Origin of the sequence: Mesorhizobium sp. M2A.F.Ca.ET.043.05.1.1 (genome assembly GCF_003952445.1) — a bacterium.
In the GTDB taxonomy this organism is placed as follows: domain Bacteria; phylum Pseudomonadota; class Alphaproteobacteria; order Rhizobiales; family Rhizobiaceae; genus Mesorhizobium.
In genome coordinates, this window is record NZ_CP034446.1 from 327,894 (window position 1) to 353,065 (window position 25,172).

The following is a 25,172-nucleotide window of genomic DNA, read 5'->3' on the forward strand; positions in this document are numbered from 1 at the left end:
GGCCGTTTGGAGTGCCCGGGCAATCAGGCCCTTCGCGCTTCCTTCATATTGGGCAGGAACACCGTCAGCAGACCGAGGAAGGGCAGGTAGGAACAGATCTGGAAGACGAAATCGATGCCCTTCATGTCGGCGATGACGCCGAGCACGGCGGCGGCGATGCCGCCTATACCGAAGGCAAAGCCGAAGAAGATGCCGGCGATCGTGCCGACGCGGCCCGGAACCAGCTCCTGCGCGAACACCACGATGTTGGAGAAGGCCGACGACAGGATCAGGCCGATCAGCACGGTGAGCACCATCGTCCATTCCAGATTGGCGTAGGGCAGCGCCAGCGTGAAGGGCAGGACGCCGACGATCGAGAACCAGATCATCGCCTTCTGCCCGTAACGGTCGCCGAACGGACCGCCAAGCAGGATGCCCAGCGCCGATGCGCCGAGGAACAGGAAAAGCATGACCTGACTCGTCTGCACCGAGACCCCGAACTTGTGGATGGAATAGAAGGTGTAGTAGCTGGACAGCGAGGCGATATAGGCGTTCTTGGTCAGCACCAGCAGCGTCAACACGGCGAGCGCGCCCATCACCTTCTTGCGCGGAAAGGGCGATACATGGGCAACCTGCTTGCGGGTGGCCTGCGAGGCGCGCATGCGGCTGTACCAGCCGCCGACCTGCCACAGCACAAAGATGCCGATCAGCGAGCCGATGGCGAACCAGGAGATGCTGGTCTGGCCGAAGGGCACGACGATGAAGGCTGCGAGCAGCGGGCCCATCGACTGGCCGAAATTGCCGCCGACCTGGAACAGCGACTGCGCAAGGCCGAAGCGGCCGCCCGAGGCGAAGCGCGCGATGCGCGAGGATTCCGGATGGAAGATCGCCGAGCCGATGCCGATCAGCGAGGCGCCGACCAAAAGCAGCACATAGTGGCCGGCATAGGCCAGCACGATCAGGCCGGCCAGCGACGAAGCCATGCCCCAAGGCAAGGAATAAGGCATTGGCCGCTTGTCGGTGATCATGCCGATCACCGGTTGCAGCAGCGAGGCCGTGACCTGGAAGGTGAAGGTCAGAAGGCCGATCTGCCAGAAATCGAGACCGTAATTCTCTTTGAGGAGCGGATAGATCGCCGGCAGCAGTGACTGCATGATGTCATTGATGCCGTGGCAGAAGCTCACCGAAAGGATGACGACAAAGACCGTCGCTTGCGCCGAGGTGCTGCTTGCCGTCGCCGGCGTGGCGACGGATGTGGCGGTCGTATCAGTCAAGGCAATGCTCCGTAGTTTTTTTGGCGGCGAACCGCAGCAGTCTCATGGGATAGGACGCTTGCCTTATATTCGGCTTGAATGGCGACTTCTTTCGTGGTTTGGTCCAATAGTTTCGCAAGTGGGCCACATCCGATGCCGCATGGCCGGGAAATCTTCTGGGGCGACGCCGCCGAGCTGGGCAGGCTGCATGAAAGCCGCTGGCAGTGGCTGGAGGAGGCCGTCGGGCCGGCGGTGGCGCTGCCGACCGAATATCCGGACGGCTATCACGTGCCGCAACACCGCCACAGCCGCAGCCAGCTTTTGCATGCCCTGGTGGGGGTGGTGTTGGTGACGACGAAGCACGGGCGCTGGATGGTCCCGCCCGACCATGCGATGTGGATACCGGCCGGCACCGAGCATTCGGTCGAGATGCTGGGCGACGTCTCGATGCGCTCGGTCTATGTGATGCCTGATGCCATTGCCGGGCTGCCGGAGGGATTGCGCGTCGTCGGCATCACCGAGCTGATGCACAGCCTGATCGTTGAATCGGAGAAATTGCCGCAAGGCGGCGAGCTCGAAGGGCGGGCAGCGCTGGTCATGGGACTGCTGCTGCACGAGATTCCGAACCTGCCGGAACGCCCGCTTGGGTTGCCTTTCCCGTCCGATCCGAAGCTCGCGGCGCTTTGCAGGCGCTTCGTGGCGGCTCCTTCGCCGCACGCCACGATCGACGCGTGGGCGGATGCCGCAGGCATGAGCCGGCGCACTTTCACCCGCGCTTTCCAGCGCCAGACCGGGCTGTCGCTTTCGACCTGGCGCCAGCAGGCCTGCCTGTTCGCCGCGCTGCCAAGGCTCGCCGACGGCGAGCCGATCACCAGAGTGGCGCTCGATCTCGGCTATGACAGCGTGCCGGCCTTCACCACCATGTTCAAGCGCATGCTCGGCGCTTCGCCGCGCGGCTATATGCGCGGCGCGCGCGATGCCGGTGAAAACCCGCGCCGCACAGGCGGCCCGCTTGCTGCGTGAGACGGCGCCGCGGCATCGGGCCGATGCGTCGCATCTCCGGGTTCCATCCAGACTTCTGATTGCAAATTGCAACCAGATATGATCCTTTGGGGGGACGCGAAATCGGAGGAACGCTATGGCGACGATCGTCTATGCCATGCTGACATCGCTCGACGGCTATATCGCCGGCCCGAGCGGAGACATCAACCTGCCGGTCCCCGAAGAGGAACTTCATCAGCATTTCAACGACGAGATGCGGCGGACGTCGATCGCGCTCTGCGGACGCCGGATGTATGAGACCATGCGCTTCTGGGACAGCCCGGAGCGTGAGATCGCCGCCGAGGAGGCCGAGCGGGATTTTGCCCACGCCTGGCGTGAAACGCCGAAGATCGTGTTTTCGACCAGGCTCCAGGAAGTCGGGCCGAATGCCCGCCTGGTGAAGGGGGACGCCGAGGGCGTGGCGAGGTCGCTCAAGGCGGACACGGACGGCGAGATTTCCGTTTCCGGAGCCGAGCTTGCCGGGCACCTTGCGCGCGCGGGGCTGATCGACGAGTACCGGCTTTACATGCATCCGGTCGTGCTCGGCGGCGGCAAGCCGTATTTCCAGTCCGGCCTGTCGCTGGCGTTGGAGCCGCTCGGCACGGAGCGGCTTGCGCAAGGCGTGACGCTGCTGCGTTACGCGCCTATCGAAATCGACTAGAGCAATTCCAGGTAAAGTGTGAGCGGTTTTCCGTCCGGAATTGCGCAAAAACAAAGGATAGAGCGGTTCGCCGTTTCCGTGAAACGGTGAAACGCTCTAGTCGAACAGGCTCGAGACCGACTCTTCCGTCGCCGTGCGCGAGATCGCCTCGCCCATCAGGTCGGCGATCGAGATGACGCGGATGTTCGGTGCATCGAGCACGCCCTGCGTCGGCTGGATGGAATCGGTGATCACCAGTTCCTGCAGCTTCGAACCGGCGATACGGGCGACGGCGCCGCCCGACAGCACGCCATGGGTGATGTAGGCGGTGACGCTCGTCGCGCCGTTGGCGAGCAGCGCGTCGGCCGCGTTGCAAAGCGTGCCGCCGGAATCGACGATGTCGTCGATCAGCAGGCAATCCTTGCCGGCGACCGCGCCGATGATGTTCATGACTTCCGATTCACCCGGGCGCTCGCGGCGCTTGTCGACGATGGCCAGCTGCGCGTCGAAACGCTTGGCCAGAGCGCGCGCCCGCACCACGCCGCCGATGTCGGGCGACACGACGACGACATTGCCGAGCTGCTTGTACTTGGCCTTCACGTCGCGGGCCATCACCGGCACCGAGAACAGATTGTCGGTCGGGATGTCGAAGAAGCCCTGGATCTGGCCGGCATGCAGGTCGAGCGTCAGCACGCGGTCGGCGCCGGCGCGGGTGATCATGTTGGCGACCAGCTTGGCCGAGATCGGCGTGCGGCCGGAGGCGCGGCGGTCCTGCCTTGCATAGCCGAAATAGGGGATGACCGCCGTGATGCGTCGCGCCGAGGAGCGCATGAAAGCGTCCATCATGATGAGCAGCTCCATCAGATGGTCGTTGGTCGGATAAGAGGTGGACTGCAGGATGAAGACATCCTCGCCGCGCACGTTTTCCTGGATCTCGACGAAGATCTCCTGGTCGGCGAATCGCCTGACGCTGGCCTTCCCTAGCGGGATGTTGAGATAGCGAGCGACCGCTTCGGCCAGCACCCGGTTGGAATTGCCCGCGAAAAGCTTCATGCACCGTTCCTGGCGAAGGATGGAGAGGCCCGAGAGACTCTCAACGAGCCTTTTAAGCGGGCTTTTAGCGGCCCGTGCCGGTATTGCAAGCCTCGTTATCGGGAATCCTCCCGGCGACCGCAACAAACACGCAAAACATCGCAAGCCGGCAACAGTTCGGCCGGCTACCTTACGGTCAACCGGCGCCGCCGCTGCCGAGCCATGCGGCGAACTGGTCGATCGTCTGGTCGGCGATGGCCTGCATGGTCGCGGGCGCCACAGTGGGCCAGCCTTCGCCGCTGCCGACCGTGGGCGCTTTCTGCTGGCCGTTGATGCGATGCAGGCGGTTCCCCGAGGGGTCGTAAATGTCCCAGACATAGATGACGGTGGTGTCCTTGCCCTCGGACATCGCCGAGAAATAGCCTTTCAGCACATGCGTCGCCGTCTGGTCGGTGCTGCCGACAAGCGTCAAGCCGCGTTGCTTGGCGCGGGTCTGCAGTTCCGCCGTCAACGGTGCTGCCGCGTCCACCGATGCGCCGACGATCGGCGCCACCTGCAACCGTGTCTTGGCCAGGGCAGCGGTCTGGGCCGATGTCCTGGGTGACGCTGTGGTGGAAGGCGCGGGAGAAGGGGCAGGCGCGGTCGTGGTCGGGGTTGTGGCCGTCGTCGATGTGCCCTGCGGGGCGGCCGAGGACTGGGCCGAGCTCGCCGGCGGAGTGATGGCCGAAGGTTCGAGCACGTCCTTGGCGTTTGTGCAGGCGCCGAGCGCCAGCGCCGCAAGCAATGACACGGTCGTCATCCGCGATCGTCTCATTTGCTTGAAAACTCCCTACTGGCGAACGCCCCCGCGTGAACCAACCATTATGGATTCACTGCACGATCAAGTCGAGATCATGGCGCGACAGCGGCTTCGGCGCCGATTCCGTGGTGAGGTAGGTGCGGCCGAGCGTCATGGCCGTCTCGGTCTCGGAGTCCATGATGATCATATGCGCGAACAGCGTCATATTGGGCGCGATCGGCTCCGGATTGCCTTGGTAGAACATCGGCATGTCCATCCAGGACGGCGTGAAGCGGGCGCCGACCGAGTAGCCGCAGGCGTTCAGCCGGTGCTTGGTCAGATTGTGTGCTTCGAGCGTGCGGGCATGCGCGTCGAAGACATCGCCGAAGGTGTTGCCCGGCGTCATCGCCTTTTCGACCGCGAGCAGCGCGGCTCGGGAAGCGTCGAACAGTTCCTGATGGCGCTTCGACACCTTGCCCGTCAAAATGGTGCGCATCATGGGGGCATGATAGTGGTGGAACACACCGGCCCATTCGAGCGTCAGCTGGTCGTTCTTGGTAAGCTTGCGGCGGCCGGCCTTGTAGCGGCAGAGCAGGGCGTCCGCGCCTGAGCCGATGATGTATTCGTTGGCCGGATAGTCGCCGCCGCCGGCAAAGACCGCGCCCTGCATGGCGGCGAGGATGAGCCCTTCGTCACCGCCCTGCTTGATCAGCGGCAGGGCGGCATCGAGCGCGTCGTCGGAAAGATTGGCGGCCTTTTCCGCCTTGGCGATCTCGGCCGGGCTCTTGAACAGGCGCAGCCGGCCGACGATGCCGGAGGCATCGGCGATCTGGCCGAAAGTCTGCAACTGCTCGTCGAGCCGGCGGCCGTTATAGGCGGTCAGGCCATGGGTGTCGTATTCGACGCCGATGCGGGCGCCGAGAAGATCGAGGTCGTTGAGCAGGTTGCGCAGGTCGATTGCCGGGTTGGCGCCCTGACGATCGGTCCACAGCACGATGTTCTCGATGGTCGAGGTATTGCGCGCTTGCCTCAGATCAGCCGAGCGGGTGAGCAGCACCATCGAGCCGTCGGCCTTCACCACCAGGCATTGGAAGAAGCAGAAGCCGAACGTGTCGTAGCCGGTCAGCCAGTACATGCTCTCCTGCGCGAACAGGAGCACGGCGTCGAGCTTCTTTTCGGCCATCTCGATCAGCAGCCGATCACGTCGCGCGTCGAATTCCGAACGTTCGAAATGCAGCGCCATTACTCTTTCTCCAGAACGATTGCCGAAACCTGGCGCCCGTAATCCGCTTCCTTGCGGTGTGTGGTGCGCCGGTAGGAATAGAAAAGGTCTTCTTCCGCGTAGGTGCAGCGGCCAAGCCCCTCGGCGGTCACGCCGGCCTTGCGCAGCCGGTCGACCGTATATTGGTTGAGGTCGAACATCGAGTGGCCGACAGTCTTGGATGGCCTGAAATAGCGTTCATTGCCGGCGTCGGCCTCGACGAAGCGGGCGACGAATTCCGGCCCGACCTCGTAATTGTCGGGCCCGATCGAGGGGCCAAGCACGGCGACGATGCGGTCGCGGCGGGCGCCGAGGCCTTCCATCGCCGCGACGGTGTTCTCGAGCACGCCGGTGAAGGCGCCCTTCCAGCCGGCATGGGCGGCGCCGATGACGCGCGCCTCGGCATCGGCAAACAACACCGGCCCGCAATCGGCGGTCGATGCGCCGATGGCGATGCCCGGACGATCAGTGACGATGGCGTCGGCTTTCGGGCGAGGGCCGGCGAAGGGTTCCCTGGCGACAACGACATCCGGCGAGTGGATCTGGTGCGCGGTCAGCAGATGGTCCGCGGGCACACCCATCCAGTCGGCGACGCGCCGCCGGTTCTCGGCGACCAATGTCTGGTCGTCGCTGGAGCCCGTGCCGATGTTGAGGCCCCGATAGATGCCGTCGGAGACGCCGCCGATGCGGGTGAAGTAGCCGTGGCGCATGCCTTGCGCCTTTTCAAGCAGCGGCGAGCGTACTGGATCGGGTCTGTTCTGATTCAGCATGGTTGGGTTTGTCGTCCGTGCAAGGCGGGTTCGTCAAGGCGAAGTTCGGAGACGAGCGGACCAGCCGCCGCGGCCGCTCGCCGATCTCAGCCGCCTTTCGCCTTCGGCAGGACCTTCATCACCTTGAACAACTCGCCCATCGCGTCGGGGCCGGCCAGGCGTTCGACCGCGCCCGAGATGATCTGACGTGTTTCGGCATCGGCATCGGCGCCAAGTGTGCCGGCACGTTCGAGCAGGCCCATGCGGAGCAGGAATTCGCCCTGGGTCGACAATTGCACATCGAGACCGTGCGCCCGCGCGATGTCGGCAAGAGCGGCGAAATCGACATGGGCGGTGAGGTCGGCTTCGCCTGGATTGGCCAAAACGTCCTCGCGCTCGTGCCGGCGCAGCGCCTGGAAAGTGTCGCCGATACCCGGCTGCAGATGGCCGTAGTCGATGAAAAGGCCGGCGCCGCCCTGGCCGGCTATGCGTTCGGCGATCTGCGCCATCAGCGCCGAGCGAGCAGGCGCCACTTCGACGATGGCGCCTTGCGGCGCATCGGCGGCTGCTGGTGGCAGCAGCGCCGGGTCGACGGACCCCGCGCCGGCGAAGAAGTGCAGTTCGTCGGCGCCATCGAGGCCGACCACGCGCTCACGCCAGCCCGCGCCGACATAGACGAACTGCCGGATAGGCACCGCATCGAACAATTCGTTGCCGACGATGAAGAGCGGCTGCCGCGGCAGCGTGTCGATGGTCTGGTGCCAGGCGGGCGCCACGCTCTGGCCGGCGAGCGTCTGTTTCTGGATCTCGGCCAGGCGGGGGCTGGTCTCGATCATGGCGAAGGAGGCGCCGGCCACGAGCGCCGGGTCGAGCCGTGACCAGGTCCGCAGCATGTCCTTCATCAGCGTGCCGCGGCCGGGACCGATCTCGGCAAAGGTCGCGGGCAGGGGCCGGCCGGCACCTTGCCAGGCCTGGTAGAGCCAGACGGCGACGAGCTCGCCGAACATCTGGCTGATCTCGGGCGCGGTGATGAAGTCGCCGACGGCGCCGAAGGGCTCGCGCGTCGTGTAGTAACCCTCCTCGGGATCGAACAGGCAGAGCGCCATATATTCGCTGACCGGGATCGGCCCGGCCGCGCCGATCAGGCCTTTGATGCGTTCCTTCAGCCGGGTCATGCCGCCCGCGGCTGCGGCGCCGGCTTTGCCGTGACCATGGCCCAGATGCCGGCGAGAACCATCGGCGTGGACAGGATCATGCCCATGGTCAGCCAGCTGGTGCCGAGCAGGTAACCGAGCTGCTGGTCCGGCTCACGGAAGAATTCGACGAAGATGCGCGACAGGCCGTAGCCGCAGATGAAGGCCCCGCCGACGAAACGCGGCGTCTTCAGCTTCAGGCGCGAATGGGTGAGGAAGCGCAGCACCAGGAACAGCACCAGGCCCTCGAGCAAGGCCTCGTAGAGCTGGCTGGGGTGGCGGGTGAATGGGCCGCCATTGGGGAATTCGATCGCCCAGGGCACGTTCGACGGCCGGCCCCAAAGCTCCGAATTGATGAAGTTGGCGACACGCACAAGGCCGAGACCGACAGGCACGCCTGCCGACACCACATCGAACAATGTCCAGGTTGGAATGCGGCGCTTGAGCGAAAACAGCGTCATGGCGAGGATCACACCAAGCAGGCCGCCATGGAACGACATGCCGCCCTGCCAGACGGCGAAAATGTCGAGCGGATGCGCGATGTAGCGCGGCAGGTCGTAGAACAGCACATAGCCGGTGCGCCCGCCGAGCACGACGCCGATCGCCGCCCAGACGATGAAATCGTCAAGGTCCTCGGGCTTCATCGGCAGGTGGCCGTCCGGCCAGAGACGAGCGTTGGTGACCAGCCGTTTGGCATACCACCAGGCAAAGAGGATGCCTACGATATAGCCGACGCCATACCAGTGCACAGCCAGCGGCCCGATCTTGACGATGACCGGGTCGATGTGGGGGAAGGGCAGGGAGGCCAGCGGCAAGAGGAAATATTCGCTCAACAGGGTCTCCAGGGCGCGGTCATTCGGGCGCGGACCATGCGGCAGGGTTTTGGCGGGGTCAAGGCAACGGCGGCGATTGCCTTGATCGCACAGACGGCGGTTTTCAAACCGGCCGTTTGCCGGCGACAATTTGCTTTAGAGCGTCGTTGATCCTGTCCTGCCAGCCTGGACCATCTTCCTGGAAATAGTCCAGCACAGCTCGATCGATTCTGATCGAAACAAGCTCTCTGACGTTTGGTGCGCTGGCGGGCTCGCGAATCGGGGCCGCTGGTTTCTTGGCCGGCTTGAAGGCAGCTTCTGCGGCGGCCATCGGATCTGTTGGTCGGCGCGGGGGTGTTGCCATTGGTTGACCCTGACTGAAGAGTGCTGAAGGAATGCAACACACTAGGCGATTTGGCGCCTTCAAGTACAGCCGCGCAAAGCCAATGCTGCGCCATGCGCCATAGCAACGCACAGGGCGCATTGACCCTTAACGTTCTTGCATTCCACGCCGCGCGCCACTACGTCAAAACGACAAAGCGAGGATCTGCCATGGCGACCGGACCGAACCGCATTCTCGACGAATTCGCAAAGATCATGACCGATGCCGCGGGTGCCGCGCAGGGCGTTCGGCGCGAAGTGGAGACGGCGTTCCGGGCGCAAGCCGAGCGCATGCTGAATTCCATGGATGTGGTGCAGCGCGAAGAATTCGAGGCGGTGCGCGAGATGGCGGTCAAGGCGCGGGAAGACAACATCCAACTGGCGACGCGCGTCGAGGCGCTCGAGGCCAGGCTCGCCGAACTGACCGGACAGGCCGCACCTGCGGGTGCCGCGAAGCCCCGCGCAAAAAAATAATCGTTAAACTTTTCCACATAGCGCGATCCGAAAAATCGCTTTGCCGTGAATCGCTTACCGGCATTGCATGAATCTTTGTGACAGCCACCTTTCCACATGCGGATGACCCGGTGCGAAAAATTGGGCTGTTCACGCGACTCCCGATCAATAGACTGAATTTGTTGCATGATTCGAAGCAGGGTCATGCGCCGGGCGGTGGGGTCCGGTTGGGTCTTTGCGTTGGAAAGTCCTGACCGTCCGAGTTCTAGACAAGATTGTTCGTCGTGTGTGCCCCGCGGAGCGTGTGGCGCTCCCCTGAACACAGGAAGCATTCATGGAACTCCTCGAACTCGAATTCTCCCGCGAAATCCACCCGGTGGACGTCATCGAGCAGGTGGCCCACAACAATGACTGGTCCTTCGAGCGCGCCGGCGACGACGAGATTTCGATTTCGGTGGCCGGCAGCTGGACCGACTATCATGTCTCCTTTTCCTGGATGGAGGATTTCGAGGCGCTGCACCTGGCCTGCGCTTTCGACATCAAGGTGCCGGAGACGCGCGCGCTGGAAGTGATGCGGCTGTTGTCGCTGATCAACGAGCAGATGCTGTTCGGGCATTTCGATCTGTGGGAGCAGGAAGGCGCGATCATGTTCCGGCAATCGCTGCTGCTTGCCGGCGGCGTCGAGCCGTCGAGCCAGCAGGTCGAGGTGCTTCTATCGTCGGCGCTCGAGGCCTGCGAATGCTATTTCCAGGCCTTCCAGTTCGTCGTCTGGTCGGGTACATCGGCCAAGGACGCGCTCTCCAGCGTGCTCTTCGAGACCCACGGAAACGCCTGAACCAAGCCGATATCGCCGATGAGTTCCAGCAGCGAGCGCAAGCCCGAGATCAGCTTTGCCGATTTCGACCGTGTCGATATCCGTGCCGGCACGATCGTCGAGGCCGAGCCGTTTCCGGAAGCGCGCAAGCCGGCAATCAAGCTGAAGATCGATTTCGGCCCGGCGATCGGTGTGAAGAAGTCGTCGGCGCAGATCACCAAATACTACGCGCCGGAGACGCTTGTAGGCCGGCAGGTCTTCGCGGTGGTCAATTTCCCGCCGCGCCAGATCGGTCCGTTCATGTCGGAGGTCCTGACGCTCGGCTTTCCCGATGAGGAGGGCGCGGTGGTGCTCGGCGCCATTGAGCGCAAGGTGCCCGACGGCGGGCGCCTATTCTAGGACGAGCCTAGGGCGACCCGGAGCCACCCTGTCCTCGTCGGCGCGCTTACTTGGCATGCCCAGCGCTTCGTCGACCGCGTCGAGGAACATCTCGGCGCAGGCCTTCCAGCTGTAGCGCATGGCGCGCTGGCGCGCTTCCGAGCGGTCGCTGTGAAGCGCCTTGAGCGCGGCCTCGCCCAGGTCCTTCGACACGGCTCCGCCGACGCCATCGCCGACGATGTCGATCGGTCCGGTCACCGGATAGGCGGCCACCGGCGTTCCGCTGGCCAGCGCCTCGATGATGACGTTGCCGAAAGTGTCGGTGCGGCTCGGAAACACGAACACATCGGCCGAGGCGTAGATCTCGGCCAGCTCGTCGTTCGGGCGATGGCCGAGGAAATGCGCGTCGGGATAGCGCGCCTTGAGTTTTGCCAGTTCGGGCCCTTCGCCGACGATCACCTTGCTGCCGGGCAGGTCGAGATCGAGGAAGGCGGTCAGGTTCTTCTCGATCGCGACGCGGCCGACGCACAGGAAGACCGGGTGCGGAAATCGGGTTTCCTTACGCTTGTCGGGCCGGAAATGGTCGGTGTCGACGCCGCGCGTCCAGGGCCTGAGCTTGTTGAAGCCGCGCGCGGCGAGATCGTCCGCCAGCGATTGCGTGGCGACAAGCGTGCCTTGTCCGGAATTGTGGAAGTCGCGCAGCCAGTTGTAGGCCCAGCTCTCCGGCACCGGCAGGCGGGCGCTGAGATATTCGGGAAAGCGCGTGTGATAGCTGGTGGTGAAGGGGCGGCTGGCCTTGCGGCAGTAGCGGCGCGCCATGATGCCGAGCGGGCCCTCGGTGACGATGTGGATGTGGTCGGCCTTGCGCGTTTCGATGAGGCTCGCCACACGACCCGGCGTCGTCAGCGCGAGCCGGATGTCGGGATAGGTCGGCATCGGCAGGGTGCGGAAGAGGTTCGGCGTCAGGAAATCGAGCTCGACGTCGAAGGGTTTCAGCGCCTCGGTGAGGCGTTCCAGCGTGTGCACCACGCCGTTGACTTGCGGCCGCCAAGCGTCGGTGACCATCAGGATGCGCATGGCGATCCCGCTGCCCATGGCGACACTTTGCAATAGTTCCTGGACGCGCCGGCGCGGTGCCGGAACGGCAGCCAGGCAGCAGCCTGGGCTTCGCTCCAGCGCACCCGGGCGGGGGCGGGATCGAAGCCGGGCGGCAGGGCCGAATCAACAAGGGTTGCGCGCTTCATGCGCGCTCTTGACCATGATTTCATGACGGGCGGATGAAGCCTGTCTTGGCCCTGCCTACGCGGGCACCTTGATGACCGCGCGCAGGCCGCCGAGCGGACTGTCCTCGAGGCTGATGTCTCCGCCGTGGCTGCGGGCGATGTCGCGGGCGATCGACAGGCCAAGTCCGGTGCCGCTGGCGTCCAGGTTGCGCGCCTCGTCCAGCCGCAGGAATGGCTTGAACACCTCTTCACGCTTGTCAGGCGCGATACCTGGCCCATTGTCGTCGATGGTGACGGTGAGCGAGCCATGGCCGTGGTTGGCGTGGACCTCGACGGCCTTGGCATAGCGAAACGCATTGCCGATGACGTTCGAAAGCAAACGGGCAAAGGCGTTCGGCCGCACATGCACCGCCGGGTCGCCGGTCTGTGTCGTCGTGAGCTTGCAGCCACGCAATTGCGCTTCCTCGCCGAGCTTCTGGAAATAGGCGTTGAGGTCGAAGCGTCCGGTGTCCTCCGCGGACTCGCCACGGGCGAAAGCGAGATAGCCTTCCAGCATCGACTGCATGTCGTCGATGTCCTGGTTGAGCGCGGCCTTGGTCTCGGCCTTGCCGCCGGCCAGCGCCAGCTGCAGCTTGAAGCGGGTGAGGATGGTCCTGAGGTCGTGGCTGACGCCGGTCAGCATGGCGGTGCGCTGCTCGATCTGGCGCTCGATACGCTCACGCATCTGGATGAAGGCGAAGCCGGCGCGGCGAACCTCCTCGGCGCCGCGCGGGCGGAAATCGCGCGGCATCGGCCGGCCCTTGCCGAAACTCTCGGCAGCCTCGGCGAGCGTCAGGATCGGCCTGATCTGATTGCGCAGGAAGGGAATGGCGATCATCAGCAGAACCAGCGAGGTGCCGACCATCCAGATCAGGAAGATATGCGTATTCGAGGCATAAGCCTGGCTGCGCCGCACAAAGACGCGCAGCACCTTGCCTTCGAGCTGGACGCGGACCTCGACGACGTTCGAGTTGCCGACCGTGTCGATCCAGAACGGACGATTGATCTGTCTCGTGATCTCCGACGACAGCGCCTCGTCGAGGATCGAGAAGAACGGCTTTGGGCCGGGCGGCGGCAACGGATCTGGCGGCAGCAAATCCACTTTCAACTGCATGCGGTCCTGGGCGATGCGGATGATGTTGGCGTAGTCGGCGTCGTGCGGATAGGTCTCCATCATGTCGATGACGGCCGCAATGTCCGAGATCGTCGCCTGCGACAGGCGCTGGGTGACGGTCTGCCAGTGACGTTCCATGAAAACGAAGGCAATCACCGACTGCAGCAGGATCATTGGCGCGATGACGATGATCAGCGAGCGGGCGTAGAGCCGCTTCGGCATGTAGAGCGCGATCAGGCGCCAGAACCGGTTCCAGGCGCGCGGCATCGCCCTCAGCGTCCGCAGCGCGAGATCGCCGGGGCCGCCTCCTTCTGGCTTGTCCAGTTGCGTGGTCGCCATTCGCCCTTCCGCTCGTCGATGGCCGTTCAGCAAAGGGCCTTCGAAGGTAGTTTATTCGACGCTGAGCCGATACCCAATACCGCGCACCGTCTGCAGCCACACCGGATTGGACGGATCGCGCTCGATCTTGCGGCGCAGCCGGTTGATCTGCACGTCGATGGTGCGCTCGCCGACATCCGATTCATCGCCGACCAGCTCATGGCGCGGTATGGTCTCGCCCGCCCGCGCGGCGAAGATCGCGAGGATCTCCTGCTCGCGGTCGGTCAGCTTAAGCGCCTCGCCGCCGCGCTTCAATTCACGCTTGGCGATCTGGAACGTGTAGGGCCCGAACACCAGCTGTTCCACCTTCGGCGTCGCGGCCGGGCCGCCACGGCGCAGGATGTTGTTGATGCGCAGGATCAGCTCGCGCGGATCGAACGGTTTCGGCAGGTAATCATCGGCGCCGGCTTCCAGCCCGGTGATGCGGCTGTCGGTCTCGGACAGCGCCGTCAGCATCAGGATCGGCACGTTCTTCTCGGCCCGCAGCGCCTTGGTGAGGTCGACGCCGGTTTCCCCCGGCATCATGACATCGAGCACCAGAAGGTCGAAGTCGAGGCCGGCGAGCTTGCGCCTGGCTTCGCCGGAATTGCCAGCGACAGTGACGCGAAAGCCATTCTCGGACAGATACTGCTTGAGCAGGTTGCGGATACGCGTGTCGTCATCGACGACCAGAAGATGCGGCGCGTCATCGTCGGGCGCGGCCGGATGATCGACCTTCTCAATGGTCTCCATGGTTCTTCCCCGATGTTTGCGCAGGCACAATGTCGATCTGCGCTCTTAGTTCCGGATTGACCATCGCTTCCAGGAATCGCTCGATCGTGGCGCGTTCGGTGGCTCCGGAATCCTCCAATGCCGCACGGATGCGGCGCGACTGTGGCCGCGCCAGCGCCAAGGCCAGCGCTCGGCCCTTGGCGGTCGGGTAGAGCTCGCGCTGCCGGCGGTCGCGCGGCCCTTGCACCTGGACGATATGATCGGTGTCGATCAACTGCTTCAAGACCCGCGCAAGGCTCTGCTTGGTGATCTTCAGCACATCGAGCAGTTCGGCGACGGTGAGGCCCGGCCTGCGGTTGACGAAGTGCAGCACTCGGTGATGGGCGCGGCCGAAGCCATAGTCGGCGAGGATCTGGTCCGGGTCGGAGGTGAAATCGCGATAGGCGAAGAAGAACAGTTCGATGATGGCGAAGTCGATGCCGTCCTCATCGGCGATCGCCGTCCTGATCGGTTTTCCGGCTGCGGGGCTCGTCATCATTTCTCCATGCGAGGCGGGAATTATGTCAGTACTATTGACGTAATTCCCGGGCAATGATAATTTTTGACAAGCTTTTCGGCGGATTGCGAACGAAAAGGCAAGCGGAAGCCGTTTTTCCGGAACTTCCTGAGTTTGCCACGAATTGAATATCCGCCTACGCTTCCAAGCACTGGCCAGCGTTTCGGATCCTGTTCTGATCCTGTGATGGGGCCGGCACGAAGGCTATAAAAAACATAACGATTGCGGGCACCCGCCCGCGGGAGGTTCCCATGGCATCCGTTCCCTTCGATCAACTGGACGGCTTCATCTGGATAAACGGCGAGTTCGTCAAATGGGCCGACGCCAAGATCCATGTGCTGACCCATGGCCTGCACTATGCCAGCGCCGTCTTCGAGGGCGAGCGCGCCTATGGCGGCCAGATCTTCAAGCTGACCGAGCACAATGAGCGTCTGCATGAATCGGCACGCCTCTTGGGCTTCAAGATTCCCTATCCGGTCGCCGAGATCGACGAGGCCTGCCGGACGCTTTTGAAGAAGCAGGGTTTCCAGGATGCCTATGTGCGTCCGATCGCCTGGCGCGGCAGCGAGCAGATGGGCGTCTCGGCGCAGAACAACCGCATCAATTGCGCCATCGCCATCTGGCAGTGGCCGAGCTATTTCGACCCCGCGCAGAAGCTCAAGGGCATCCGCCTCGACGTCGCCGAATGGCGTCGGCCCGATCCGCGCACCGCGCCGTCCAAGTCCAAGGCCGCCGGCCTCTACATGATCTGCACGCTGTCCAAGCATGCCGCCGAGGCCAAGGGCTATGCCGACGCCATGATGCTCGACTGGCGCGGCCAGGTGGCGGAAGCCACCGGCGCCAACATCTTCTTCGTCAAGGACGGCAAGATCCATACGCCGACGCCCGACTGCTTCCTCGACGGCATCACCCGTCGCACGGTGATCGGCCTGGCCAAGGACCGTGGCTTGGAAGTGATCGAGCGCGCCATCATGCCGGAAGAGCTCGAAGGTTTCGAGCAGTGCTTCCTGACCGGTACCGCGGCCGAGGTAACACCGGTTTCGGAGATCGGTCCATACCGATTCGAGGTTGGCGAGATCGCCAAGACGTTGATGAACGACTATTCTGCTGCAGTGCAACCAAAGCACGCGATCGCCGCAGAATAGCGATAGTCACAGCTTTTTTGTGCAATAAGGGCGGTTTTCGGGCCGCCCTTTTTATTTAAGCTTTCATGCATTTGACTTTCGGACGGTTCGGCGTCTCATGATGCTGTCGGCCCTTGGAGGCAGGCGGCTATGGAGGGACTAGTTACATGGATACGAACACGCTCGTTGCGATCGTTATACAGGTGATTACGGGTGTCATCGGTGGCCAAGCGGTCGGCGCGGCGCTCAAGCAGGCGGCGTTGGGTCAGCTTCCCAAAATCCTCGGCGGCGCCATCGGCGGCGTCGGCGGCGCGGCCATTCTCGGCAGCCTTCTCGGCGGCGGCACGGTCGATCCGGCGGCGGCCGCGGCAGCGGCAGGCGGACTTGGCAGCGCGCTCAACGTGCAGAACATCGTCGGCGGCGCCGGCGGTGGCGCGATCCTGACCGCCATCATCGGCGCGGTCATGGGTGCGATGAAGAAGTAAGGCCTGCCGCTTCAGGCTTTAAAATGGGCGGCTTCGGCCGCCCATTTTCGTTGCCGGGATATTTATGCCGGCCGGCAATGGACGGCGTTTGCCCGCCTGTCTACATCAGGGCGACAACCGGAGCGGTTCGGACTTTTCCTGGAATTGCTCGAGAAAGGAAAGCCATGGGTCAGCTCAATGCCGGCATCGTGCCGGTCACGCCGTTCCAGCAGAACTGCACCATCCTGTTCGACATGGACGACAAGAACGGCGTCGTCGTCGATCCCGGCGGCGATATTGACCAGGTGCTCAAGGCGCTGAAGGACAATGCCATCAAGGCCGGCGCGATCTGGATCACGCATGGCCATATCGACCATGCCGGCGGCGCGATGGAGTTGAAGGATGCGCTGGGCATCGACATTATCGGCCCGCACGAAGCCGACAAGCCGCTGCTTGCCAATCTCGAGAACCAGGCCAAGCGCTTTGGCCTGACCGATCCGGTGCGTAACTGCGTGCCGGACCGCTTCCTCACCGAAGGCGAGACGGTATCCTTCGGCAACCACGTTTTCGAAGTGCTGCATTGCCCGGGGCACGCGCCGGGCCATGTCGTCTACTACAACCGCGCGGCCAAATTCGCGCATGTCGGCGACGTGCTGTTCCGCGGCTCGATCGGCCGCACCGATCTGCCTGGCGGCGACCACGCCGCGCTGATCGCCTCGATCAAGGACAAGCTTCTGCCGCTTGGCGACGATATCGGTTTCATCTGCGGCCATGGACCGGGCAGCCGTTTCGGCGACGAGCGGCGGACCAATCCCTTTCTCACCTGACCCGCATGCAAAGAAAAAGCGCCGCTGGAGGCGGCGCTTTTCTGGGCAGGGAACCCTGGATTTTCTTAGTTCGCGACGCAGAAATGCTGGTCGCCATCGCTGCCCGTATAGGTGCCGGTCCGCGAATTGAAGGTGCGGTAGCGATCCGAGCAATATTCGTACCAGGCCCGGGTCCACGGCTCGGCATAGCGGTCGGCATAGACGACACGCGGCTGCTGCACGTAGTAGCGGCGCACCGGCCGATCGACATAGTAGTCGTCACCATAGGCCGGTTCGTAATAGCGTGGTCCGGGGTTGCTGAGCGCGCTGCCGATCAGGGCGCCGGCCGCGAGGCCGACAACGCCGGCGGCAAGAGCGTCGCCGTTATGATGGCGATGATGGTGCCAACGCCAGTCGTCGGCATTGGCCGTCGAGAAGGTGGCCAGGGTGGTCGCGGCGATGCCAACGCCCAGGATGGCGGTCTTGAGAAAACGGTTCATCTTCGGTCTCCTTCGCGCCGGCACGTGCATTTTTCAGGGGATGCGAGCCGGCTTTAGCAAAGGTTAATAGAAGACCGTGGCTGAACGGAGGCTGAACGGAAATCGGCGTAATCGATTTTTCGTGGCCTGGCGATTTTCGAGGCCTGGCGGTTTCGAGGATTGAGCACAGCCCGATACCGGGCGGGAGCGGTCCCGCCTGAAAGCCTCCGTCGGATCCGTCGTGAGCCGGCTCAGCCGATCGACAGATTGACGGCCTTCGGACCCTTGCCGCGCTTGTCCGGCTCGGTGTCGAATGTGACTTTCTGCCCATCCTCAAGACCGGGAAGGCCCGACGCCTGCACGGCCGAGATGTGGACGAAGACATCCTTTGCGCCATCGTCGGGCGTGATGAAGCCGAAGCCCTTGGCATGGTTGAAGAATTTGACGGTGCCGGTCTGCGGCATGGGAAACTCCTTTGATCCCATCAAGTCAAGTCTCGGGCCGGCAAATTGCCCGAGAGGAAATTTGTCCTTTATTTTAGCGTCATCGGCAAGAGAAAGTTTTCGCCTGCCGATCCAAGCATTTGCGCGCGAAAAAGGCGCGACGGTTCGGTCGCGCCTTCGCAATTTCGAGCCTGTCCAAAAGCCCGTTCAGGATCCTGCCGCATCATTGCATCCGCAAGGACAGGCGATTGCGCCGATCAGGCGGCGCGCAGGTTGACCGCCTTCGGGCCTTTGCCCATGCGGTCCGGCTCGACGTCGAAGGTGACCTTCTGGCCGTCGACCAGCGTGCGCAGGCCGGATGCCTCGATCGCGGAAATGTGGACGAACACGTCCTTGGCGCCGCCATCCGGCGTGATGAAGCCGAAGCCTTTGGTGGCGTTGAAGAACTTTACGGTACCGGTCTGGGCCATTGGGGAAACTCCTTCACCCGTGTCAGTCTTGTGGTTTGCCCGCTGCCTCGCGCCTTGGGCAAATCCCGGTGGTTGCTTCGGCGGTCATGCATTCGCGCATGGTCAAACCCCCCGCCGAAAAACGGGGCTGTCAGAGATTCACACTTATCGGGGAAAGGTCGTCCAAAACGTTCCGCTCTCCGGGTCGCAAATGCCCGAACGGGGAAATTTATTACACGGAAACGTGATGGTTGCAAGACGACGGTCGCGGGCGGCCCGCGGCGCGTCCAACGCTGGGCCTCGATAGACCCCGTGCCGGCACGGGTCATCGGCCAGAGAGGGGCCAAGCATGGGCCAGAGCGAGGCTGTCGGCCAAGGCCCTGGCGGCGTCACAAACGATGGTTGCGTTTGCCGCGTGGAATGCGAGGATATCGCGAGTTGGCATGGGGGTGCCGGACGGAGGAGGACACATGCGCTTGCCGGCGATTTGTCGACAGGGCCCGGTCATTTTCATTCTCGCGGCGCTGCTGGCGGCCTGTACGGTGGTCGTCGACGATGGGCCCCGGCCGCGCCCGCCAAGGCCGCATCCGCAGCTCTGCACCATGCAGTACCAACCGGTCTGCGCCCGGCGCGACGACGACCGCCAGACCTTCGCCAATGCCTGCCTGGCCGAAAGGGAAGGCTACCGCATCGTGCGTGACGGTCCTTGCCGCGACGGCGGCGGCAGTGCAGGCGGCGAGCAAACGTTCTGCACGCGCGAATACGCCCCGGTCTGCGCCAGGCGCCATGGGCAAGTGCGCACCTTCCCGAACACATGCGAGGCCCGCGCGGCGGATTACCGCGTCGTCGGCGACGGGCCGTGCTGAAAAGCAACGCGGTGTCCGGCTCAACATTCGGGTATGGACACCGCAACGCGCGTGGTGTTGCTTAGCCTTGAATCTCTTGCCCGCATGGCTTAGGTCCGACGGACCAACAAACAAGGCAGGTTTCCCATTAACAGAGATCAAAGAAGAGCGGCGAATGCGGGCGGCAAGCCGGGAACGGCCAGCCCGCTCGATCCCTATGTGCAGCGGGCGCTGCAGCTGCACCAGGCCGGGCGCCGTCAGGAAGCCGAGGCGCTCTATCGGCAGGTCCTGGGGCAGCAGCCGAACCATGCCGCCGCCTTGCACTTCCTCGGACTGCTGCTGCACCAGACCGGCCGCAGCGAGGAGGGGCTCGAGCTCATCGAGCAGTCGGTGACGCTGCAGCCCAGGAATGCCGACTTCCTCAACAATTTGGGCACCGTCATGCGCGACCTCGGCCGGGTCGCCGCCGCGGTCGATTTCTTTCGCGGCGCGGTGGATATCAAGCCGGACCAGCTGGCCGCGCGCGACAATCTCGGCTCGTCGCTGAAGCAGCTGGGCCAGTTCGACGCCGCCGAGGAGATCTTTCGCGGCACGATCGGCCGCAACCCGTTCCATGTCCGCGCGCGCATCGGGCTTGCGGAAACGCTGCAGGAGGCCGGACGGCTGGATGAGGCGATCAAGCTGTTCCGCGAGTCCTTGTCGATCCGGCCGAAGGACGCCGAGCTGCTCTACGGGCTGGGCGTGGCCATGATGGAGAAGGGCAAGCTCGACGAAGCCGCCGATCTTGCCCGACAGGCGGTGGCGGTTGTTCCCGGCATGGCCAAGGCTTGGCTGCTCTTGACCCAGGTCAAGCGTCAGACCGAACGCGACAAGGAGCTTGCCGGCATGGAGGCCGAGCATGCCAAGGCACCGCAGGGCAGCCTGGCGCGCATGCAGCTTTCCTTCGGTCTCGGCAAGGTCAATGACGACCTCAAGGACTATGGCCGCGCTTTCGACTATTTCGCCGAGGGCAATGCCATCCGCCGGCAGGGCATCGACTACGATCCGGTCCGCACGCGCGGCGAATTCGAGGCGATGAAAGCGGCCTTCGACACGGCCTTCTTCGAGAAGCACCGGACAAGCGATATTTCAGACGACACGCCGATCTTCGTTGTCGGCATGCCGCGTTCCGGCACGACGCTGGTCGAGCAGATCATCGCCAGCCATCCGCAGGTCTATGGCGCCGGCGAGTTGAACATCTTGAAGACGGCCGTCGGAAAGCAGTTTCCGATGAGCATGCCGGGTGGATTTCCCGCCGGGATCGCCGACACGCCCGACAAGGCCTTCGCCGAGGCGGGTCAGGCCTATCTAGACATGCTGCATAGCCGGTATCCGGGCTACCGCCATGTCACCGACAAGATGCCGGGCAACTTCATGCTGGTCGGCTTCCTGCACATGATGCTGCCGAAGGCCAAGATCGTGCACTGCGCGCGTGACGCGGCGGCGACGTGCCTGTCGATCTTCAAGGTGCATTTCCGCGGCGACAGCCATCGTTACGGCTACGACCTAGGCGAGCTCGCGGATTTCCATAATCTCTACACCGATATCATGGCGCATTGGCACAAGGTGCTGCCAGGCGTCGTGCACGATGTGCGCTATGAGGATTTCGTCGCCGACCAGGAAGGGCAGACGCGGGCGCTGATGGCGCATCTCGGCCTGCCCTGGGACGACAAGGTTCTGTCCTTCCACGAGACGGACCGGCCGGTGCGCACCGCTTCCGCCGCGCAGGTGCGCCAGCCGATGTATCAAGGCTCGGTCGATCTGTGGAAGCGGTATGGGGATCGGCTGAAGCCGCTGCTGGACAAGCTGGGCTGATATTGAGGTGAGGCCGGCCTGCGAACGGCGGTTCCGGTGCTCACTGTTTGGTCGCAGCCTCTCGGCTTCGTCATCCACGGGCGGAGCAGCCGCCAAGCGGCGTCGCGAAGACCCGAGGATCCATTCCGTGACATCGCGCGAAGGGCAAGGCGGTGCAGAACAGAGATCGTTCTGCACCGCAGTGACGCTCACAGGTAACGGAATGGATCCTATGGTCTGCGCTGCGTCGCTTCGCTCCTTGCTTCGCCATAGGATGACGAAGCGAAGGACCGTGCCCTACAGCTCCACGAATGGCTGAAAGCCGCCGAAGATCATGCGCTTGCCATCGAAGGGCATGGCGGACCAGTCCATCTTGAGACGCTCATCGGCCATCACCTTAGCCATGACCGCGTCGCGGCTCTGTCTGGATTCGTAGACGACCCAGGCGAAGATGACGATCTCGTCGTCCTTCGCCTGCACGGCACGCGGGAACGAGGTCAACTCGCCATAGGGCACGTCGTCGCCGATGCATTCGACATAGGAGAGCGCGCCGTGCTCCATCCAAATCGGGCCCGCGGTGTTGGCCAGCTTCTTGTAGTCGTCGAGATTTGCCTTCGGCACGGCAATCACGAAACCGTCGACATAGGACATGTGAAACTCCTTTGCTGAAAAACAAGCGCCGGGTCGGCGGGGATACGACCCAGCGCGGGTGAGCGCGTCAGCCCTGTGGGCAACGCTTGCTCGCTAGGAAATTCACTTCACCGGCGCGTTCATCGCCCAGGCGATGCCGAAGGGGTCTTTCACCTGACCCCAGCGGTCGCCCCAGAACATCACCTGCAGCGGGGTGATGACCTCGCAGCCGGCATCGACCGCGCGCTTCCACCAGGCATCGATGTCGTCGCTGCCGAGATGGAGCTGCAGCGTATAGCCCTGCGCCGCCTGATGCGGGTGGCCGTGTTCCGGATAGGCGTCGCCCAGCATCAGCGTCGAGCCGTTGACATAGAGATGGATGTGCATGGTGCGGCCCTTGTCGTCCGGCGGATAGGCGAACACTTCCTCAGCGCCGAAAGCCTGCTTGTAGAATTCGGCGGCCTTGATGGCGCCGTCGACCTGCAGGTAGGGGGTCAATCCGCCAAGGACTTTTGCGCGGGGCGGGGTCTGATCGTTCATATTCGTGTTCCTCTTCACGGGTTTAACCTGGCTTGCGGCCCAAGGACGGACGAAGCGGCGGCGATCCTACATGCCTCCAGAAATTCTTCTTAAGCGCCTTGCCTTGCAGGTGCGCGGCCGCGGGACAATCGCATTGAAAGCATCATTTTATATGACCTTCGCCGAGAAGGTGCTGGCGCGGCGGCTTTCGCGCGTTTCGAAAATCTCCGGAAAGCCGATGTCCTTGCGCAGCTCTGCGGGCAGCGAAAGCAGGATGCGCTCGCTGCGGTGACGGGCACGCGCCTCGGCATACCGGTTGGCGAGCCGGCCGATGGACGACAGTACCGACATGACAGTTCTCCCTGGTTGATGCCGGCATCATCGTGTCGGCATCCCAAGGACGAGGCGGCAAGAGGCGATCCGACAGATCGCTCCAATCTTTTTCAGAACACCGATGCCGCCAGCGCGGTGTCGTAATATTCCACCATCTCGATGATCTCGCCGTCGCGGACCGTCCAAAAATTGGCGGTGCGCATGATGAGCTCCTCGCCGGTGGTACGGCGCGTCAAATGGATCTCGACCTGCGCGGCAACCTTGTCGCCGCCGTCTATTATCTCAACCGGGACGAAGTGGCGGTATTCGAAGTCATCGTCGAGCGCCAGGAGCCTGGAGAGGAATTCCTGTTTGCCATGCGCGGTGCCGGCATGACGCGATTGCCGGGGATCGGCAATCCAGCGGAACACGACATCCTCCGCGCACCGTGACAAGGCGCCCTCTATGTCGCGGTCCGCATAGGCTTTGTAGAGATTGCTGACGATGTCCACTGCACGCATGGCCCGTTCTCTCCATGGCTGAGCAATCCAAGATGCTCCTTTTTTAGCAAATGGAAAAGTAGCGCCGGCTGGCAGCAAAGGCTGCTGGGCCGACATTGCTTCGAATGCTGGCCCAGCAGATGTCTCGTCTCTCAGTTCGGCGTTTCGGCGACGGAGCGGAAGAACGCTTCCGGGTCGTCGACCTCGGTCAGCCGCCGCTTCTCGATCAGCCAGAAGCGGTTGCCGACGGCGCGGATGAAGGAGCGGTCGTGCGAGGCAAGCAGACAGCTTGCCTGATGCTTCAGCAATTCGTCCTCCAATGCTTCCTGGCCATCGATGTCGAGATGGTTGGTCGGCTCGTCGAGCAGATAGAAATTGGGGTTGGTCAGCCGCAATACCAGCATCATCAGTCTCGACCGCTGCCCGCCCGACAGGGCGCCGATCTTTTTCTCCTGCATCTCGATGGCGACGCCGGCGCCGGCAAGGAGCGAACGCGCCCGCTGCTCGCCGATCTCGAAGCAGCGCGAGACCATCGCCAGCGGCGTATCTTCGCCATCGATGCCCGACAGCGCCTGGTCGCTGTAGCCGAGCACGGTCGACGGCGTCACCTTGATGTTGGCGATCGAGCCGGGTTCGGCAATGGCGTTGCGGATCATGGCGATGAAGCGCGTCTTGCCGACGCCGTTGCGGCCAAGCAGCACGGTGCGATCGTCCTGGCAGATATGGCGTTTTCCGGTCCTGAACAGCACAGTGCCGTCAGGCGTTTCGACTGCCGCGTCGTCCAGCGTGATCAGCACCTTGGCGTGGGTGCCGCGGTTCGCCAGCCTGATCGCGCCGGCCGAGCGCTCACGATGCGCTTGTACGGCGGCATCCTCCAGCTTCTCGGCCCGTTCCTTGAGCTGCTTGGTCTTCACCGTCAAAAGGTCACTGCCTGAATTGATGCCGATGTTGTTCAGCTTGGCGGCCTGCTTGCGCAACTGCTGAGCGATCTTCATGTCGCGCTCGAACTTGCGCGCCGTCGAGGCGTCGAGCTCGTTGAGCGCATGCCTGGCGCGTGAATAGGGCAGCGCGAACACCGGTGAGTCTTCGGGACGCAGGAACAGCGTGCGGTTGGTGGTGGCGTCGAGGAAAGCGCGGTCATGGCTGGCGACGATCACAGGCACGTCGCGCGGCAGCGCGTTGAGCCAGTCCTCCAACTGGCCGATCCTGGCGAGGTCGAGATGGTTGGTCGGCTCGTCGAGCAGAAGCACGTCCGGATCGGTGACCCAGGCGCGGGCGATCAGCGCCAGCCGCTGCCAGCCGCCGCTCAGCGCGCGCATCGGCCGGCTGCGCATGTCTTCCGGCACGTCCAGCGAGTCGAGAACCACGTCGACGCGCCACAACTCGCTGTCGCGCTGCTCGGCCGGCAAGGCGTCGGCGACGACGTCATGGAAGCTGCGGCCGAGCAATGCGTCAGGGACGGATTGCTCGACATGGCCGACGCGCAAGCCGCGCGACCGGGTGATATCGCCGGTGGTGGGCTCGAGCTTGCCGGCCAGGCATTTGAGAAGCGTGGATTTGCCACGCCCATTGGCCGCGACGATGCCCAGCCGGTCGCCGGCGTCGATGGTGAGGTCGAGGTTGGAGAAGAGCGGCACACTCATGGTGACGCCGAGGGATTTGAGGCTGATCAAGGCCATTCGATTTCTCTGGTCTTGCCGACACTTTGTTGGAGCATGATCTTTCCCGAAAACCGGTTCCCACTTTCGGGATCATGCTCTAGCGGCTCAATGCACTTTGACGGTGCGCCGGCTGATCAACGGATCAGCTTAGCGGCACCACGAAGGGCAGACCAAAAATCGAAACGGGAAAAACCCGGACCGTCCGGTCAGCCCTGCAAGCAAGCTCGCAGGGCGCAAATCGGGCCACGCTGACGATGGTGATCGATAGACACGCAGCCCTCCTTCCAGAGTTCGAGATGGGAGACTGGGTACACCGGGGGAG

General features: G+C 63.6%; 30 protein-coding genes. 10 read left to right on the plus strand and 20 right to left on the minus strand.

Going from position 1 to position 25,172, the window contains the following annotated elements:
- Nucleotides 1–23: 23 nt before the first annotated feature.
- Nucleotides 24–1,253 (minus strand): MFS transporter, encoded by a 1,230-nt coding sequence (locus tag EJ069_RS01530; RefSeq protein WP_189476132.1) that lies wholly within the window; start codon nucleotides 1,251–1,253, stop codon nucleotides 24–26.
- A 132-nt stretch (nucleotides 1,254–1,385) separates the two neighbouring features.
- On the opposite strand from EJ069_RS01530, the gene EJ069_RS01535 reads away from it, so the two are divergent.
- Complete coding sequence (locus tag EJ069_RS01535; protein ID WP_126059766.1) at nucleotides 1,386–2,255, plus strand: helix-turn-helix transcriptional regulator; 870 nt, start codon at nucleotides 1,386–1,388, stop codon at nucleotides 2,253–2,255.
- A 115-nt stretch (nucleotides 2,256–2,370) separates the two neighbouring features.
- Nucleotides 2,371–2,934: a dihydrofolate reductase family protein gene (locus EJ069_RS01540; protein ID WP_126059767.1), complete on the plus strand. Its 564-nt coding sequence runs from the start codon at nucleotides 2,371–2,373 to the stop codon at nucleotides 2,932–2,934.
- Between the two features lie 96 nt (nucleotides 2,935–3,030).
- On the opposite strand, the gene EJ069_RS01545 is transcribed toward EJ069_RS01540, so the two are convergent.
- The 7 genes from EJ069_RS01545 to EJ069_RS01575 all read right to left on the minus strand — a co-directional run bounded on the left by EJ069_RS01545 (nucleotide 3,031) and on the right by EJ069_RS01575 (nucleotide 9,102).
- Nucleotides 3,031–3,966 carry a ribose-phosphate pyrophosphokinase gene (locus EJ069_RS01545; protein ID WP_126059768.1) on the minus strand — a complete coding sequence of 312 codons (936 nt, stop codon included), beginning with the start codon at nucleotides 3,964–3,966 and terminating at the stop codon, nucleotides 3,031–3,033.
- Nucleotides 3,967–4,141: 175 nt separating this feature from the next.
- Nucleotides 4,142–4,759, minus strand: a complete 618-nt coding sequence (locus tag EJ069_RS01550; protein WP_126059769.1) for a hypothetical protein — start codon at nucleotides 4,757–4,759, stop codon at nucleotides 4,142–4,144.
- A 55-nt stretch (nucleotides 4,760–4,814) separates the two neighbouring features.
- Nucleotides 4,815–5,966, minus strand: coding sequence for a Xaa-Pro peptidase family protein (locus tag EJ069_RS01555; protein WP_126059770.1), 1,152 nt, complete (start codon nucleotides 5,964–5,966; stop codon nucleotides 4,815–4,817).
- Entirely contained in the window at nucleotides 5,966–6,754 is a 789-nt protein-coding gene (gene pgeF / locus EJ069_RS01560) for a peptidoglycan editing factor PgeF (protein WP_126059771.1), read from the minus strand. Before pgeF ends, EJ069_RS01555 begins: the two co-directional genes overlap by 1 nt.
- An 86-nt stretch (nucleotides 6,755–6,840) precedes the next feature.
- A complete protein-coding gene (locus EJ069_RS01565; protein ID WP_126059772.1) occupies nucleotides 6,841–7,908 on the minus strand; it encodes a class I SAM-dependent methyltransferase in 1,068 nt (355 codons plus the stop codon).
- Entirely contained in the window at nucleotides 7,905–8,759 is an 855-nt protein-coding gene (gene lgt / locus EJ069_RS01570; RefSeq protein WP_126059773.1) for a prolipoprotein diacylglyceryl transferase, read from the minus strand. The genes EJ069_RS01565 and lgt overlap by 4 nt, the downstream gene beginning before the upstream one ends.
- Nucleotides 8,760–8,862: 103 nt before the next feature.
- Nucleotides 8,863–9,102 (minus strand): BrnA antitoxin family protein, encoded by a 240-nt coding sequence (locus EJ069_RS01575; RefSeq protein WP_126059774.1) that lies wholly within the window; start codon nucleotides 9,100–9,102, stop codon nucleotides 8,863–8,865.
- 188 nt (nucleotides 9,103–9,290) lie between these two features.
- Here EJ069_RS01575 and EJ069_RS01580 point away from each other — a divergent pair, with 188 nt between their 5' ends.
- The 3 genes from EJ069_RS01580 to EJ069_RS01590 all read left to right on the plus strand — a co-directional run bounded on the left by EJ069_RS01580 (nucleotide 9,291) and on the right by EJ069_RS01590 (nucleotide 10,785).
- On the plus strand, nucleotides 9,291–9,593 hold the full coding sequence (locus EJ069_RS01580; RefSeq protein WP_040990372.1) for an accessory factor UbiK family protein: 303 nt from the start codon (nucleotides 9,291–9,293) through the stop codon (nucleotides 9,591–9,593).
- Nucleotides 9,594–9,906: 313 nt separating this feature from the next.
- Nucleotides 9,907–10,407, plus strand: coding sequence for a YbjN domain-containing protein (locus EJ069_RS01585; protein ID WP_040989643.1), 501 nt, complete (start codon nucleotides 9,907–9,909; stop codon nucleotides 10,405–10,407).
- A gap of 18 nt (nucleotides 10,408–10,425) precedes the next feature.
- Complete coding sequence (locus EJ069_RS01590) at nucleotides 10,426–10,785, plus strand: tRNA-binding protein (protein ID WP_040989641.1); 360 nt, start codon at nucleotides 10,426–10,428, stop codon at nucleotides 10,783–10,785.
- Here the strand turns inward: EJ069_RS01590 and EJ069_RS01595 are convergent.
- The 4 genes from EJ069_RS01595 to EJ069_RS01610 form a co-directional block, all read right to left on the minus strand.
- The gene (locus EJ069_RS01595; protein ID WP_245456741.1) at nucleotides 10,777–11,841 is read right to left on the minus strand and encodes a glycosyltransferase family 1 protein; all 1,065 of its coding nucleotides are present in this window, start codon (nucleotides 11,839–11,841) and stop codon (nucleotides 10,777–10,779) included. The two genes, EJ069_RS01590 and EJ069_RS01595, sit on opposite strands and share 9 nt — an antisense overlap.
- Nucleotides 11,842–12,063: 222 nt before the next feature.
- Complete coding sequence (locus EJ069_RS01600; RefSeq protein ID WP_126059775.1) at nucleotides 12,064–13,479, minus strand: ATP-binding protein; 1,416 nt, start codon at nucleotides 13,477–13,479, stop codon at nucleotides 12,064–12,066.
- Between the two features lie 51 nt (nucleotides 13,480–13,530).
- Nucleotides 13,531–14,250: a response regulator transcription factor gene (locus EJ069_RS01605; protein ID WP_040989639.1), complete on the minus strand. Its 720-nt coding sequence runs from the start codon at nucleotides 14,248–14,250 to the stop codon at nucleotides 13,531–13,533.
- Entirely contained in the window at nucleotides 14,237–14,764 is a 528-nt protein-coding gene (locus EJ069_RS01610) for a MarR family transcriptional regulator (protein WP_042647466.1), read from the minus strand. The genes EJ069_RS01605 and EJ069_RS01610 overlap by 14 nt, the downstream gene beginning before the upstream one ends.
- 272 nt (nucleotides 14,765–15,036) lie before the next feature.
- Between EJ069_RS01610 and EJ069_RS01615 the strand changes: the two genes are divergently transcribed.
- The 3 genes from EJ069_RS01615 to EJ069_RS01625 all read left to right on the plus strand — a co-directional run bounded on the left by EJ069_RS01615 (nucleotide 15,037) and on the right by EJ069_RS01625 (nucleotide 17,200).
- On the plus strand, nucleotides 15,037–15,930 hold the full coding sequence (locus EJ069_RS01615) for a branched-chain amino acid aminotransferase (protein ID WP_126059776.1): 894 nt from the start codon (nucleotides 15,037–15,039) through the stop codon (nucleotides 15,928–15,930).
- Between the two features lie 146 nt (nucleotides 15,931–16,076).
- Nucleotides 16,077–16,394 carry a hypothetical protein gene (locus tag EJ069_RS01620; protein WP_126059777.1) on the plus strand — a complete coding sequence of 106 codons (318 nt, stop codon included), beginning with the start codon at nucleotides 16,077–16,079 and terminating at the stop codon, nucleotides 16,392–16,394.
- A 164-nt stretch (nucleotides 16,395–16,558) separates the two neighbouring features.
- Nucleotides 16,559–17,200: an MBL fold metallo-hydrolase gene (locus EJ069_RS01625; protein ID WP_042640199.1), complete on the plus strand. Its 642-nt coding sequence runs from the start codon at nucleotides 16,559–16,561 to the stop codon at nucleotides 17,198–17,200.
- 65 nt (nucleotides 17,201–17,265) lie between these two features.
- Here the strand turns inward: EJ069_RS01625 and EJ069_RS01630 are convergent, their stop codons facing one another.
- The 3 genes from EJ069_RS01630 to EJ069_RS01640 all read right to left on the minus strand — a co-directional run bounded on the left by EJ069_RS01630 (nucleotide 17,266) and on the right by EJ069_RS01640 (nucleotide 18,571).
- Nucleotides 17,266–17,679 (minus strand): BA14K family protein, encoded by a 414-nt coding sequence (locus EJ069_RS01630; protein WP_126059778.1) that lies wholly within the window; start codon nucleotides 17,677–17,679, stop codon nucleotides 17,266–17,268.
- A gap of 230 nt (nucleotides 17,680–17,909) precedes the next feature.
- Nucleotides 17,910–18,122, minus strand: coding sequence for a cold-shock protein (locus tag EJ069_RS01635; protein ID WP_006202521.1), 213 nt, complete (start codon nucleotides 18,120–18,122; stop codon nucleotides 17,910–17,912).
- A gap of 236 nt (nucleotides 18,123–18,358) precedes the next feature.
- Nucleotides 18,359–18,571, minus strand: a complete 213-nt coding sequence (locus EJ069_RS01640) for a cold-shock protein (RefSeq protein ID WP_006202520.1) — start codon at nucleotides 18,569–18,571, stop codon at nucleotides 18,359–18,361.
- A gap of 449 nt (nucleotides 18,572–19,020) precedes the next feature.
- Between EJ069_RS01640 and EJ069_RS01645 the strand changes: the two genes are divergently transcribed.
- Both EJ069_RS01645 and EJ069_RS01650 read left to right on the plus strand, forming a co-directional pair.
- Entirely contained in the window at nucleotides 19,021–19,416 is a 396-nt protein-coding gene (locus EJ069_RS01645) for a Kazal-type serine protease inhibitor domain-containing protein (protein ID WP_126059779.1), read from the plus strand.
- 198 nt (nucleotides 19,417–19,614) lie between these two features.
- Nucleotides 19,615–21,249 (plus strand): tetratricopeptide repeat-containing sulfotransferase family protein, encoded by a 1,635-nt coding sequence (locus EJ069_RS01650; RefSeq protein WP_126059780.1) that lies wholly within the window; start codon nucleotides 19,615–19,617, stop codon nucleotides 21,247–21,249.
- 276 nt (nucleotides 21,250–21,525) lie between these two features.
- Here the strand turns inward: EJ069_RS01650 and EJ069_RS01655 are convergent, their stop codons facing one another.
- The 5 genes from EJ069_RS01655 to EJ069_RS01675 all read right to left on the minus strand — a co-directional run bounded on the left by EJ069_RS01655 (nucleotide 21,526) and on the right by EJ069_RS01675 (nucleotide 24,868).
- Nucleotides 21,526–21,879 carry a DUF1428 family protein gene (locus EJ069_RS01655; RefSeq protein WP_126059781.1) on the minus strand — a complete coding sequence of 118 codons (354 nt, stop codon included), beginning with the start codon at nucleotides 21,877–21,879 and terminating at the stop codon, nucleotides 21,526–21,528.
- 102 nt (nucleotides 21,880–21,981) lie between these two features.
- Entirely contained in the window at nucleotides 21,982–22,398 is a 417-nt protein-coding gene (locus EJ069_RS01660) for a glyoxalase/bleomycin resistance/extradiol dioxygenase family protein (RefSeq protein ID WP_126059782.1), read from the minus strand.
- Nucleotides 22,399–22,545: 147 nt separating this feature from the next.
- A complete protein-coding gene (locus EJ069_RS01665; RefSeq protein ID WP_042645761.1) occupies nucleotides 22,546–22,728 on the minus strand; it encodes a hypothetical protein in 183 nt (60 codons plus the stop codon).
- Nucleotides 22,729–22,820: 92 nt separating this feature from the next.
- The gene (locus tag EJ069_RS01670) at nucleotides 22,821–23,210 is read right to left on the minus strand and encodes a nuclear transport factor 2 family protein (protein ID WP_126059783.1); all 390 of its coding nucleotides are present in this window, start codon (nucleotides 23,208–23,210) and stop codon (nucleotides 22,821–22,823) included.
- Between the two features lie 131 nt (nucleotides 23,211–23,341).
- Nucleotides 23,342–24,868, minus strand: a complete 1,527-nt coding sequence (locus EJ069_RS01675; protein WP_126059784.1) for an ABC-F family ATP-binding cassette domain-containing protein — start codon at nucleotides 24,866–24,868, stop codon at nucleotides 23,342–23,344.
- Nucleotides 24,869–25,172 lie beyond the last annotated feature (304 nt).

What these genes read in the sequence shown, in the direction of transcription:
- EJ069_RS01660 (WP_126059782.1), bottom strand. Translation starts at nt 22,398, where the DNA reads ATGAACGATCAGACCCCGCCCCGCGCAAAAGTCCTTGGCGGATTGACC.
- EJ069_RS01540 (WP_126059767.1), top strand. Translation starts at nt 2,371, where the DNA reads ATGGCGACGATCGTCTATGCCATGCTGACATCGCTCGACGGCTATATC.
- EJ069_RS01580 (WP_040990372.1), top strand. Translation starts at nt 9,291, where the DNA reads ATGGCGACCGGACCGAACCGCATTCTCGACGAATTCGCAAAGATCATG.
- EJ069_RS01655 (WP_126059781.1), bottom strand. Translation starts at nt 21,879, where the DNA reads ATGTCCTATGTCGACGGTTTCGTGATTGCCGTGCCGAAGGCAAATCTC.
- EJ069_RS01590 (WP_040989641.1), top strand. Translation starts at nt 10,426, where the DNA reads ATGAGTTCCAGCAGCGAGCGCAAGCCCGAGATCAGCTTTGCCGATTTC.
- EJ069_RS01665 (WP_042645761.1), bottom strand. Translation starts at nt 22,728, where the DNA reads ATGTCGGTACTGTCGTCCATCGGCCGGCTCGCCAACCGGTATGCCGAG.
- EJ069_RS01630 (WP_126059778.1), bottom strand. Translation starts at nt 17,679, where the DNA reads ATGAACCGTTTTCTCAAGACCGCCATCCTGGGCGTTGGCATCGCCGCG.
- EJ069_RS01595 (WP_245456741.1), bottom strand. Translation starts at nt 11,841, where the DNA reads ATGCGCATCCTGATGGTCACCGACGCTTGGCGGCCGCAAGTCAACGGC.
- EJ069_RS01545 (WP_126059768.1), bottom strand. Translation starts at nt 3,966, where the DNA reads ATGAAGCTTTTCGCGGGCAATTCCAACCGGGTGCTGGCCGAAGCGGTC.
- EJ069_RS01610 (WP_042647466.1), bottom strand. Translation starts at nt 14,764, where the DNA reads ATGACGAGCCCCGCAGCCGGAAAACCGATCAGGACGGCGATCGCCGAT.
- EJ069_RS01575 (WP_126059774.1), bottom strand. Translation starts at nt 9,102, where the DNA reads ATGGCAACACCCCCGCGCCGACCAACAGATCCGATGGCCGCCGCAGAA.
- EJ069_RS01605 (WP_040989639.1), bottom strand. Translation starts at nt 14,250, where the DNA reads ATGGAGACCATTGAGAAGGTCGATCATCCGGCCGCGCCCGACGATGAC.
- EJ069_RS01550 (WP_126059769.1), bottom strand. Translation starts at nt 4,759, where the DNA reads ATGAGACGATCGCGGATGACGACCGTGTCATTGCTTGCGGCGCTGGCG.
- EJ069_RS01585 (WP_040989643.1), top strand. Translation starts at nt 9,907, where the DNA reads ATGGAACTCCTCGAACTCGAATTCTCCCGCGAAATCCACCCGGTGGAC.
- pgeF (WP_126059771.1), bottom strand. Translation starts at nt 6,754, where the DNA reads ATGCTGAATCAGAACAGACCCGATCCAGTACGCTCGCCGCTGCTTGAA.
- EJ069_RS01625 (WP_042640199.1), top strand. Translation starts at nt 16,559, where the DNA reads ATGGGTCAGCTCAATGCCGGCATCGTGCCGGTCACGCCGTTCCAGCAG.
- EJ069_RS01675 (WP_126059784.1), bottom strand. Translation starts at nt 24,868, where the DNA reads ATGGCCTTGATCAGCCTCAAATCCCTCGGCGTCACCATGAGTGTGCCG.
- EJ069_RS01645 (WP_126059779.1), top strand. Translation starts at nt 19,021, where the DNA reads ATGCGCTTGCCGGCGATTTGTCGACAGGGCCCGGTCATTTTCATTCTC.
- EJ069_RS01535 (WP_126059766.1), top strand. Translation starts at nt 1,386, where the DNA reads ATGCCGCATGGCCGGGAAATCTTCTGGGGCGACGCCGCCGAGCTGGGC.
- EJ069_RS01600 (WP_126059775.1), bottom strand. Translation starts at nt 13,479, where the DNA reads ATGGCGACCACGCAACTGGACAAGCCAGAAGGAGGCGGCCCCGGCGAT.
- EJ069_RS01670 (WP_126059783.1), bottom strand. Translation starts at nt 23,210, where the DNA reads ATGCGTGCAGTGGACATCGTCAGCAATCTCTACAAAGCCTATGCGGAC.
- EJ069_RS01635 (WP_006202521.1), bottom strand. Translation starts at nt 18,122, where the DNA reads ATGCCGCAGACCGGCACCGTCAAATTCTTCAACCATGCCAAGGGCTTC.
- EJ069_RS01565 (WP_126059772.1), bottom strand. Translation starts at nt 7,908, where the DNA reads ATGACCCGGCTGAAGGAACGCATCAAAGGCCTGATCGGCGCGGCCGGG.
- EJ069_RS01555 (WP_126059770.1), bottom strand. Translation starts at nt 5,966, where the DNA reads ATGGCGCTGCATTTCGAACGTTCGGAATTCGACGCGCGACGTGATCGG.
- EJ069_RS01615 (WP_126059776.1), top strand. Translation starts at nt 15,037, where the DNA reads ATGGCATCCGTTCCCTTCGATCAACTGGACGGCTTCATCTGGATAAAC.
- EJ069_RS01620 (WP_126059777.1), top strand. Translation starts at nt 16,077, where the DNA reads ATGGATACGAACACGCTCGTTGCGATCGTTATACAGGTGATTACGGGT.
- EJ069_RS01640 (WP_006202520.1), bottom strand. Translation starts at nt 18,571, where the DNA reads ATGGCCCAGACCGGTACCGTAAAGTTCTTCAACGCCACCAAAGGCTTC.